This is a genomic window from Nocardioides sp. (assembly GCF_004803405.1).
Classification (GTDB): Bacteria; Actinomycetota; Actinomycetes; order Propionibacteriales; family Nocardioidaceae; genus Nocardioides; species Nocardioides vastitatis.
In genome coordinates this window covers 1-10,902 of record NZ_SSXI01000215.1, presented here as the reverse complement: position 1 = coordinate 10,902, position 10,902 = coordinate 1, and the positions used below count along the sequence as shown (strand labels likewise).

The following is a 10,902-nucleotide window of genomic DNA, read 5'->3' as shown; positions in this document are numbered from 1 at the left end:
CGCCCAGGTCGCGGTGCCCCGAACCTCGGCGATCGGTCCGCGGATGAGGGCGAGCGCGGCGCCGGCCAGCACCCGCGCCTCGGCCGCACCCGGACGATCTTCGATCTCGTTCACCATCGCCTCGAGCTCGGCCAAGTCGAGCCAGTCGGCCCGGAGCCGGTAGCCCGCGTCGCTGCGCGGGATGTGTTCCCGACCCAGCACGCGGCGCAGCCGACTCGCCAGCACCGCGACCTGGTCCGACGGACGCGCCGGCGGCCCGTCACCCCAGAGTGCATCGGCGAGCGCGTCGGTGCTGACCGGCCGCCCGCGGGCGAGTGCCAGCAACAGGAGCAGGGCGCGTGCCTTGCGGTCCAGGCTGGTCAGGTCGGTGCCGTCCACGGTGAGTTCCCCGAGCACACGCACGGCGAGTGCGCTCACCCGCGTCACTGTACGCCCGGACCCACCTGGTGGGCGGGGTCATGGGGAGTCTCGGTCAGCCCTTGGCGTAGTTCGATGCTCCCCACCAGTCGACGACCACCACCGGCTCGTCCCCGATCACCCAGGCGTCGTGGCCCTCGGGCAGAGAGGTGACGTCACCGGGTCCGGCCTCGATCTCGGTCCCGTCGGCCATCCGGATCACGAGCCTGCCGCTGACGTGGTACTGGAAGTGGGGTGCCTCGCACAGCTCGGTGCCGGCGATCGGCTTGACGTGCTCGGACCAGCGCCAGCCGGGCTGGAGGGTGAGCCTGCCGATCTGCGCCCCGCCGATCCCGACCAGGTCGACCACGCCGTTCTCGAAGGTTCGGGTCTCGTCGGGCGTGGCGAAGTTCTTCTGCTCGGTGCGCTGTGCGGTGGTCATCGGGCCCCCATAGGCCTCGGTGCGACGCTGGTCGTCGCGCTCTGCGACGAGCGTGTGCCACGGACCTTGCAGCGCCCTTGCAGACGCCCGTGGTGCGCTGCCGCCGCCCTGTTCTCGGCCCGAGCGAGCCCTTGACACCAAATAGTGATGTGTAAAGCAGCACATCCGTTACCGATCGGTAGTCACGGTGACGACGCTCACCTAGTCTCGTCACATGAGCGAAGCGATCTCCGGCCCCGGCGCCCCCGGCAACCCTGCCGTGGCAGGCCCCCACGACCCCGAGCACGACCCCCGCGCGTCGTACGCGCTGGAGCCCGAGCTCGTCGCCCGGCTGACCGACCGGGTGCTGGCCACGACAGGTACGACGACGCAGGTCAACTCGCCGATCGACGGCGCCCCGCTGGCGAACATCCCCCAGTCCAGCGTCGAGGACGTGGCCGAGGCGTTCCGCCGCGCTCGCGTGGCGCAGGCGGCGTGGGCCCGGGTGCCGCTCGAGGAGCGGGCGCAGATCCTGCACCGCCTGCACGACATCGTGCTCGACCGGCAGGACGAGATCATCGACCTGATCCAGCTCGAGTCCGGCAAGGCGCGCAAGCACGCCTTCGACGAGCCCATCCACATCGCGCTCACTGCGCGCTACTACGCCCGCACCGCGCATCGGCACCTCGCCAGCGAACGCCGGCCCGGCGTCATACCGGTGCTGACGCGGGTCGAGGTCAACCGGGTGCCCAAGGGGGTCGTCGGGATCATCTCGCCGTGGAACTACCCCTTCACGATGGCGCTGTGCGACGGCCTCCCGGCGCTGCTCGCCGGCAACGCGGTCGTCGCCAAGCCCGACGCGCAGACCATGCTCTCCGCCCTGCTCGGCGCCAGGCTCCTCGAGGAGGCCGGCTTCCCGCGTGACCTGTGGCAGGTCGTCGCCGGCCCCGGACGCGAGATCGGTACGCCCATGATCGAGCGCGCCGACTACATCTGCTTCACCGGCTCGACCGCGACCGGCAAGCTCATCGCGAAGCAGGCGGCCGAGCGGTTGATCGGCTGCTCGCTCGAGCTCGGCGGCAAGAACCCGATCCTCGTGCTCCGCGACGCCGACGTCGAGCGGGCCGCCGAGGGCGCCGTGCGCGCGTGCTTCTCCAACGCCGGCCAGCTCTGCGTCTCGACCGAGCGGATGTTCGTGGCCGACCAGGTCTACGACCGGTTCGTGGAGCGTTTCGTCGCCCGGACGAAGGCGATGACGCTCGGCGCGACCCTGTCGTGGGAGGCCGACATGGGCACCTTGATCTCCGCCGACCAGCTCGAGACCGTCCAGGCCCACGTCGACGACGCGGTGGCCAGAGGGGCCCGCGTCCTGGCCGGCGGGCACGCACGGCCCGACCTGGCGCCGTACTTCTTCGAGCCGACGATCCTCGAGGGCGTGACCCCGGAGATGACCTGCTTCGGCAACGAGACCTTCGGTCCGGTGATCTCGCTCTACCGGTTCCACGACGAGGCCGACGCGATCGCGCGTGCCAACGACGGGGAGTACGGCCTGAACGCGGCGATCTACACCAGGGACGGCGAGCGGGGTCGCGTGATCGCTCGCCAGATCAAGTGCGGCACCGTGAACGTCAACGAGGCGTTCGGTGCCACGTTCGCCAGCATCGACGCGCCGATGGGCGGCATGCGCGAGTCCGGCATGGGTCGGCGCCAGGGCAGCGAGGGGATCCATCGCTACACCGAGACCCAGTCGGTCGCCACGCAGCGGCTGATGCGGCTCGCCCCGACGCTGGGCATGTCGGAGGAGACCTACGCCAAGGCGATGACCATGTCCCTGCGGTTGATGGACAAGCTGGGGCGTGCATGACCACCCCGACCACCGAGTTCGACTACGACGTCCTGATCATCGGGTCCGGCTTCGGCGGGTCCGTCAGCGCCCTGCGACTGACCGAGAAGGGCTACCGGGTCGGTGTGCTCGAGGCGGGCGCCCGATTCAACGACGACGACTTCGCAGAGAGCAACTGGAACCTGCGCAAGTACCTCTTCATGCCCGACGCCGGGATGTACGGCATCCAGCGGATCGACGCGGTGAGGGACTGCATGATCGTGGCGGGCGCCGGCGTGGGCGGCGGCTCCTTGGTCTACGCGAACACGCTCTACGAGCCGCTCGAGGCCTTCTACAGGGACCCGGCCTGGTCGCACATCACCGACTGGAAGTCCGAGCTCGCCCCCTACTACGACCAGGCCAAGCGGATGCTCGGCGTGGTCGAGTACGCCCAGATCACGCCGGCCGACAAGGTCATGAAGCAGGTCGCCGACGAGATGGGTGTGGGGGAGACCTTCCACCCGACTCCCGTGGGCGTCTTCTTCGGCGGTCCCGAGCAGCCGCCGGGCACCGAGGTCGACGACCCCTACTTCGGGGGGGCCGGCCCCAGCCGCAACACCTGTCTCAACTGTGGCGAGTGCATGACCGGGTGCCGGCACAACGCGAAGAACACGCTGGTCAAGAACTACCTGTACCTCGCCGAGCAGCAGGGCGCGGTCGTGCACCCGCTCACCACCGTCACGAACGTACGACCGCTCCCGGGCGGGGGCTATGAGGTGAAGGCACGGTGGACCAAGGCGAAGCTGTCCCGCCGGTCCGCGACGAAGACCTTCACCGCCGAGCAGGTCATCTTCTCCGCCGCTGCCCTCGGCACCCAGAAGCTGCTGCACAGGCTCAAGGCCGAGGGCGAGCTGCCCGAGCTCTCCGACCGGCTCGGCCATCTCACCCGCACCAACTCCGAGTCGATCCTCGGTGCGCTGGCGCCGCTGACCGACAAGACCGACTACACCCAGGGCGTCGCGATCACCTCCTCGTGGCACCCCGACGAGGTCACCCACATCGAGCCCGTGCGCTACGGGAAGGGGCACAACGCGATGTCCCTGCTGCTCACCGTCCTCACCGACGGCGACGGGCCGGACACCCGCTGGAAGGCGTGGCTGAAGGAGATGTGGCGGCAGCGGTCCTCGCTCCGTCTGATCTACGACTTCAAGCACTGGTCGGAGCGCTACGTCATCGTGCTGGTGATGCAGACCGTCGACAACTCCATCATCACCTTCCCCAAGAGGATCGCCGGGAAGTGGATCATGTCGTCGCGACAGGGCGACGGCGAGCCCAACCCGACCTGGATCCCCGCCGCCAACGAGGCGGTCCGCAAGATGGCCAAGGCGATCGGGGGCACCCCGACCGGCAACATCGGGGAACCGTTCAACATGCCGCTGACCGCCCACTTCATCGGCGGTTGCACCATCGGCGACAGCCCCGAGTCCGGTGTGCTGGACCCCTACCAGCGGGTCTACAACTACCCCGGCCTCCACGTCGTCGACGGCTCGGCCATCTCCGCGAACCTCGGCGTCAACCCGTCGCTGACGATCACCGCCCAGGCCGAGCGTGCGATGGCGTACTGGCCCAACAAGGGCGAGGAGGACCCGCGCCCCAGGCTCGGGTCCAGGTACGAGCGGATCCAGCCGGTGGCGCCGAAGGCGCCCGTCGTACCAGCGGACGCGCCGGCGGCCCTCCGGCTGCCGATCGTCGGAGTCAGCTGAGCCGTCCGGAGGCGGTCCGGACCGGCTCCGACGCCTCCTCGTGAACTACTTCGTGAAGGTGTGTCGCCCCGCCGTAACCCCGCCGGCCCGGTCTCGTTGATCCTCCGAGCCCGGGTATTCACGCTCCCTCCCGAAGTCCGGGCTCAGTCCAGGCACTGTCCAGCAGCTGCGTGGACAACCAGGGCCCGGCCACCCTCCCTCCCCGGCCGGGCCCTGGTGCCTTTTCCGGGTGGTCGTCGTACCGGGTGGCCCGCGCACCCGACGCACCTGACGTTCCTGTCGTGCCGCGACCGGTTGGACAGCAAATTCGTCAGGTACGTCGGGGCGAGGCGCCCGCACCTGTGGAGATCGAGATGCCGATCCCGGCCGTACGACGCATCCTCGGTCACATGTTCGAGGCGTCCATCAACCGACCCGGCGTGGTTGCACCGGTGCGGATCGACCCCAGCGGGTCGCTCGGGCCGACCCCCGGACAGGCTCGCGGGCCGCGCTGGCGGCGCGTGGGGCCTGGCTGGTACGTGCCGGCGGGCGCCGATGCGGCGGTGCCCGAGCAACGGACGGTGGAGGTCATGGCGGGCATGTCCGGATCGGCCGCCACGGGATGGGCAGCGTTGCGGTGGGTCGGCGGGCGCTGGTTCAACGGGCTCGCCTCAGACGGGCGGACCTGGCTCGACGTACCGGTCGCGCTCGGCGACGAGCGGGCCGTCAGGCCGAGGCAGGGGGCGGTGCTCTCCGAGGACTGGCTGTTCAAGGACGACGTAACCCGGATCGACGGGCTCCGCGTCACGATCCCCGAGCGATCGGTCACCTACGAGGCGCGGCGCGCCCGGGACCTGATCCGTGCGGTGCAGGTCATCGACATGGCTGCCTGCGACGACCTCGTGGACCTCGGGAGCCTGGGCGCCTACGCCGAGCGGCTCAGGGGGCGGCCCGGCATGAAGCAGCTGCGGCACGCCGTCGGACTGGCGGACGAGAACGTGTGGTCGCCGCAGGAGACGGCGATGCGGATCATCTGGACCCTCGAGGGCGTCCCGCGCCCGCTGCTGTGCAATCGCCCGGTCTTCGACCTGACAGGGCGACACCTCTTCACCCCCGATCTCCTCGACGTGGAGGCGGGTGTCGCCGGGGAGTACGACGGCGTCGTACACCTCGAGGACGGGCGGCGGCGTCGTGACCTGGACCGGGATGAGCTGACCCGGCGACTCGGCATCGAGGTCGTCACGATGATGGCCGGCGACCGCCGGGAGACTCATCGGTTCCTGGGGCGTCTCCGCGGTGCCTACCAGCGGGCCCGAGAACGACGCGGACCGCGTGCCTGGACGATCGAGCAGCCGGCGTGGTGGGTGGACACCTCGACCGTCGCACGCCGCCGAGCGCTCACCGAGCGAGAGCGGTCCGTCTGGCTCCGTCGCCGGGCGGGCTGACCGCGACGCACCTGACGGTTCTGCTGTCGAACGGGGCTTTGGACGACAGGAACGTCAGGTGCGTCCGCTCGGCGCCGCGGGTTCGGGGAGCGGCCGCCGCGCCGATAGGATTCCCGGCATGACGGTGCCTGCGGACCCCAGCCAGCACGAGCACGACCTGGTCCTGGTGGTCGACTTCGGCGCCCAGTACGCACAGCTGATCGCCCGGCGCGTGCGCGAGGCCAGGGTGTACTCCGAGGTCGTCCCGCACACGATGCCGGTCGAGGAGATGGTCGCCAGGAACCCGCGGGCGATCATCCTGTCCGGCGGGCCGTCGTCGGTCTACGAGGCCGGCGCCCCGGCGGTCGACCCCGCCATCTTCCGGACCGGTACGGCCGTCTTCGGCATGTGCTACGGCTTCCAGCTGATGGCGCAGGGCCTCGGCGGCACGGTGTCGGCGACCGGAGCGCGGGAGTACGGCCGGACCCGCGTCCACGTGGGCCACCCGGGGACCCTGCTCGGCGGCATCCCGCTCGAGCACAACGTATGGATGTCGCACGGCGACTCGGTCACCGGTGCGCCCGAGGGCTTCGACGTGCTGGCGTCGACCGAGTCCACCCCCGTCGCCGCCTTCGAGGACGTCGACCGAGGACTCGCCGGCGTGCAGTGGCACCCGGAGGTGCTGCACTCCGAGCACGGTCAGAAGGTCCTCGAGCACTTCCTCTGGGACATCGCGGGCTGCCGCCAGACCTGGACCATCGGCAACATCGCCGAGGAGCAGATCGAGCGGATCCGTGAGCAGGTCGGGCCCGACGCCCGTGCCATCTGCGCCCTTTCCGGAGGCGTGGACTCCGCGGTCGCCGCGGCGATCGTGCAGAAGGCGATCGGTGACCGACTGACCTGCGTGTACGTCGACCACGGGCTGATGCGCAAGGGCGAGACCGAGCAGATCGAGCGGGACTTCGTCGCCTCGACCGGCGCCCAGCTGGTGGTGGTCGACGCCGAGAAGCAGTTCCTCGACGCCCTCGCCGGCGTGACCGATCCGGAGACCAAGCGCAAGATCATCGGCCGTGAGTTCATCCGGACCTTCGAGGCCGCCGAGGTCGACATCATCAAGAGCGCGCCCGAGGGCTCGAAGGTGAAGTTCCTGGTCCAGGGCACCCTCTACCCGGACGTCGTCGAGTCCGGTGGGGGTGAGGGCGCGGCCAACATCAAGTCCCACCACAACGTCGGCGGCCTGCCCGAGGATCTCGAGTTCGAGCTGGTCGAGCCGCTGCGCGCCCTGTTCAAGGACGAGGTGCGGCTGGTCGGCGAGCAGCTCGGCCTGCCGCCGGAGATCGTGTGGCGCCACCCGTTCCCGGGCCCCGGCCTCGGCATCCGGATCATCGGCGAGGTCACTCGGGAGCGGCTCGACATCCTGCGCGAGGCCGACGCCATCGCCCGTGAGGAGCTCACCAGGTCGGGCCTGGACCGCGACATCTGGCAGTTCCCGGTGGTGCTGCTCGCGGATGTGCGCTCGGTCGGCGTCCAGGGCGACGGCCGCACCTACGGCCACCCCATCGTGCTGCGACCCGTCACCTCCGAGGACGCGATGACCGCGGACTGGGCGCGGCTCCCCTACGAGGTGCTGGAGAAGATCTCGACCCGGATCACCAACGAGGTGCGTGAGGTCAACCGGGTCACCGTCGACATCACCTCGAAGCCGCCGGGCACGATCGAGTGGGAGTGAGCCCCTCGTCAGACCTCGGTCGGCAGAATGCCGGTGCCCCCGCGCGTTCCCAGAGGGTCGCGCAGGGGCACCGAGATTTCATGCTCGTCTTTAGGTGAAGAGACTGACACCGCCCGGCCCGACGAGCAGGCCGACGACGATCAGCACGACCCCCCACAGGACCTCTCCCCGGAACAGGCTGACGATGCCGGACACCACCAGTAGTACGGCGAGTATCCACAAGATGAGTTCCACGGCTTCCTCCTGTCGTAGTGGGCCTCTTCAGCCCAACCAACCCTGAGGTACCCGGGTGCCCTCAGGTCAGACCCCGCCGCGTTCACGCCCCGTTCGCCCACGAGCGCTGGCCGGAGCGGCGATCCCGGCCTAGGGTCGGCTAGTCCGCACGTTTCGGGAGGTACTCATGCGTCGCACCATCGCCATCGTCGTGTCCGCCGCCACCGTCGCCGCGCTGTCAGCAGTGGCCGCGCCCGGACCGGGGCCGGCGATCGCCGCGCCCGGCACGGCGAAGGAACAGGTCCGCTTCGCCACGTTCAACGCGTCGCTGAACCGGTCGGTGGAGGGTGAGCTCGTGGCCGATCTCTCGACTCGCGACGACCCGCAGGCCCGCAACGTGGCGGAGACGATCCAGCGCGTGGATCCCGACGTCGTACTGATCAACGAGTTCGACTACGCGCCGGCAGCCGTCGACCTGTTCCGCGACAACTATCTCGAGATCGGGCAGAACGGTGCCGATCCCGCGGAGTATCCCTACGCGTTCATCGCTCCTTCGAACACCGGCGTGCCGAGCGGACACGACCTCAACAACGACGGCCGGGTCGGCGGCGGCGACGACGCCTACGGGTTCGGCCTCTTCCCGGGGCAGTACGGCATGGTCGTGTACTCCAAGTACCCCATCGACGTGGCCAACGCCCGTACCTTCCGGGAGTTCCTCTGGACGGACATGCCGGGAGCGATGCTGCCGGACGACCCGACCACGACCGCTCCGGCCGACTGGTACTCCCCGGCCGAGCAGGCCGTCTTCCGGCTCTCCTCGAAGTCCCACTGGGACCTGCCGATCCAGGTCGGCCGCCGCACCGTCCACTTCCTGACCTCGCATCCGACGCCGCCGACCTTCGACGGGGTCGAGGATCGCAACGGCAGGCGCAACCACGACGAGATCCGCTTCTGGGCCGACTACGTCGCCGGGCCCGCTCGGAGCTCCTACATCTACGACGACCAGGGTCGGTACGGCGGGCTCCGCCCCGGCTCCAGCTTCGTGATCGCCGGGGACCAGAACGCCGACCCGCACGACGGGGACTCCGTGGACGCCGCGATCCTGCAGCTCCTCGACCACCCGCTCGTCAACGAGGCTGACGCACCCACCTCTGAGGGCGGGCCCGAGGCCGCTGCCCTGCAGGGTCGTGCGAACGCGACCCACGAGGGCGACCCGGCGTACGACACGGCGGACTTCGCGGACGGGGCGCCGGGCAACCTCCGGGTCGACTACGTGCTGCCGTCGCGTCGCCTCAAGGTGATCGACTCCGGCGTCTTCTGGCCGACGACCGCCGACCCGCTCTACCGGCTCACGGGGACCTACCCGTTCCCGACGTCCGACCACCGGCTGGTGTGGGTCGACCTGCGCTGACGCGCTCGGACCCGGTCCGAGCAGGAGGGGGCGTTACTCCGGCTGCTCCTCGTCCTCGTCGATGACGTGCATCGCGGCCTCCTCGGCGCTCGCGGCGGCGCCATCGATCCCGACGTCCCGCGCGATCAGGTCCTTCTCGGTGTCCTCCGCGAGTCCGCCGTCGGTGTCGACCAGCCGGCCTGCGCGGGCGTCGCCAACCTCACTGCCGAGGGTGTCGGACTCGTGCGAGAGCCCGTCGTCCGCGCTCGCCCGGCGCTCGTCCTCCTCGGTCGGGTCGGGCTCTGGGTCCTCCTCGGCCAGCCGGTCCGCCATCGGGCGGTCGTGGGACTGCTCCCACGGAGTGTTGCCGTACCCCTGGCCGGCGGAGTACTTCTCCGGCGGCGAGTACCCGCGGTCCAGCTGGTCCTCGACGTCGTCGCCGTCGAGGGTGTCCTGCGACTGGAGCTGGCCCTCGTCGTCGACGCTGTAGCCCTCGTAGAGCTCTGGGTCGTTGTTGGTCATGCGAACCTCCTGGCTCGGTTGACGTCCACGCTACGCGCGGTACCCCGAACCGGCGCGAGCCCAACACCGGCCGAGGCATTGACTTAGTTCAAGACTCGTACTAAATATGAGGGGTGCCGCTCGTCCTCGGCGTGGACTCCTCCACGCAGTCCACCAAGGCCGTCCTCGTCGATGCCGACGACGGCACCGTCGTCGCGCAGCGGTCCGCGCCCCATCCGCCGGGCACCGAGGTCGATCCCCGCGCCTGGCGAGCGGCGTACGACGCCGCCACCGCCGGACTCCTGGACCGTGCGGACGCGGTCGCGGTGGCCGGCCAGCAGCACGGGCTGGTGGCTCTCGACGTCGAGGATGCGCCCGTCCGGGACGCATTGCTGTGGAACGACACCCGGTCCGCGGCCCAGGCCGAGCAGCTGATCGCCGAGCTGGGCGGTCCACAGGCCTGCGCGGACGCGCTCGGGAGCGTCCTGGTCGCGTCCTTCACCGCGACCAAGCTGCGCTGGGTCCGGGACAACGAGCCTGACCGGGCGGCCCGCGTGGCCCGGGTCCTGCTGCCCCACGACTACGTCTCGCTGCACGCAGCCGCGCCCGGTACCCGCCCCTTCACCGACCGCGGGGACGCCTCCGGCACGGGCTACTTCGCCACCCGCGACGGTGTGTGGCGCCCCGATCTCGCGGCGGCCGCGATCGGCCACGACGTGGAGCTCCCGGAGGTGCTCGCAGCGGGTGGGGTGGCCGGGGAGACCGCCGGGGGAGCGGCGCTGGCGGCGGGCACCGGTGACAACATGGGCGCCGCCCTCGGCCTGGACCTCACCGCGGACGACGTGCTGGTCTCGATCGGCACCTCGGGCGTCGCGTCGTCGATCAGCAGGCAGCCGGTGGCCGACGGCACCGGCACGGTGACCGGCTTCGCCGACGCGACCGGCGGCTTCCTCCCGATGGTCACCACGATGAACGCCGCCGGCATCCTCGACCTCCAGGCGCGCTGGCTCGGTGTCGACCACGAGGAGCTGGCGCGACTCGCGCTGGAGTCGACTCCCGGCGCCGGCGGGCTGACCCTGCTGCCCTATTACAGCGGCGAGCGAACGCCGAACCGGCCGGACGCCGTCGGCACCTGGCACGGGCTCACCCCGTCCACCTCGCGTGCGGACCTCGCCCGCGCCGCCTTCGAGGCGCTGCTCTGCTCGCTCGCCGACGCCGTCGACGCGCTCGTCGCGGCCACCGGCACCGAGCCGCGGCGGATCCT

10 protein-coding genes are annotated in these 10,902 nt (G+C 70.7%); 6 read left to right on the top strand and 4 right to left on the bottom strand.

The genetic code is table 11. The features are described from left to right. Both E7Z54_RS14620 and E7Z54_RS14615 read right to left on the bottom strand, forming a co-directional pair. Nucleotides 1-417, bottom strand: a 417-nt coding sequence (locus E7Z54_RS14620) for an AfsR/SARP family transcriptional regulator (protein WP_168798337.1), incomplete at its 3' end; no start/stop codon positions are given. Between the two features lie 55 nt (nucleotides 418-472). Continuing rightward, nucleotides 473-838 carry a cupin domain-containing protein gene (locus tag E7Z54_RS14615; protein ID WP_136434888.1) on the bottom strand — a complete coding sequence of 122 codons (366 nt, stop codon included), beginning with the start codon at nucleotides 836-838 and terminating at the stop codon, nucleotides 473-475. A 214-nt stretch (nucleotides 839-1,052) separates the two neighbouring features. Here E7Z54_RS14615 and E7Z54_RS14610 point away from each other — a divergent pair, with 214 nt between their 5' ends. The 4 genes from E7Z54_RS14610 to guaA all read left to right on the top strand — a co-directional run bounded on the left by E7Z54_RS14610 (nucleotide 1,053) and on the right by guaA (nucleotide 7,534). After that, nucleotides 1,053-2,681: a succinic semialdehyde dehydrogenase gene (locus E7Z54_RS14610; protein WP_136434886.1), complete on the top strand. Its 1,629-nt coding sequence runs from the start codon at nucleotides 1,053-1,055 to the stop codon at nucleotides 2,679-2,681. Further along, nucleotides 2,678-4,402 (top strand): GMC family oxidoreductase, encoded by a 1,725-nt coding sequence (locus E7Z54_RS14605; RefSeq protein WP_136434884.1) that lies wholly within the window; start codon nucleotides 2,678-2,680, stop codon nucleotides 4,400-4,402. Before E7Z54_RS14610 ends, E7Z54_RS14605 begins: the two co-directional genes overlap by 4 nt. A gap of 353 nt (nucleotides 4,403-4,755) precedes the next feature. Next, nucleotides 4,756-5,826 (top strand): hypothetical protein, encoded by a 1,071-nt coding sequence (locus E7Z54_RS14600; RefSeq protein WP_240769693.1) that lies wholly within the window; start codon nucleotides 4,756-4,758, stop codon nucleotides 5,824-5,826. Between the two features lie 118 nt (nucleotides 5,827-5,944). Next, on the top strand, nucleotides 5,945-7,534 hold the full coding sequence (gene guaA, locus E7Z54_RS14595) for a glutamine-hydrolyzing GMP synthase (protein WP_136434883.1): 1,590 nt from the start codon (nucleotides 5,945-5,947) through the stop codon (nucleotides 7,532-7,534). 90 nt (nucleotides 7,535-7,624) lie between these two features. On the opposite strand, the gene E7Z54_RS23310 is transcribed toward guaA, so the two are convergent. Next, nucleotides 7,625-7,768, bottom strand: a complete 144-nt coding sequence (locus E7Z54_RS23310; RefSeq protein WP_168798336.1) for a GPGG-motif small membrane protein — start codon at nucleotides 7,766-7,768, stop codon at nucleotides 7,625-7,627. Between the two features lie 166 nt (nucleotides 7,769-7,934). Here E7Z54_RS23310 and E7Z54_RS14590 point away from each other — a divergent pair, with 166 nt between their 5' ends. After that, nucleotides 7,935-9,158 (top strand): endonuclease/exonuclease/phosphatase family protein, encoded by a 1,224-nt coding sequence (locus E7Z54_RS14590; protein WP_136434881.1) that lies wholly within the window; start codon nucleotides 7,935-7,937, stop codon nucleotides 9,156-9,158. 33 nt (nucleotides 9,159-9,191) lie between these two features. Here the strand turns inward: E7Z54_RS14590 and E7Z54_RS14585 are convergent, their stop codons facing one another. After that, entirely contained in the window at nucleotides 9,192-9,659 is a 468-nt protein-coding gene (locus E7Z54_RS14585) for a DUF5709 domain-containing protein (RefSeq protein WP_136434879.1), read from the bottom strand. 113 nt (nucleotides 9,660-9,772) lie between these two features. Between E7Z54_RS14585 and E7Z54_RS14580 the strand changes: the two genes are divergently transcribed. Continuing rightward, nucleotides 9,773-10,902, top strand: a 1,130-nt coding sequence (locus E7Z54_RS14580; protein ID WP_136434877.1) for an FGGY family carbohydrate kinase, incomplete at its 3' end; no start/stop codon positions are given.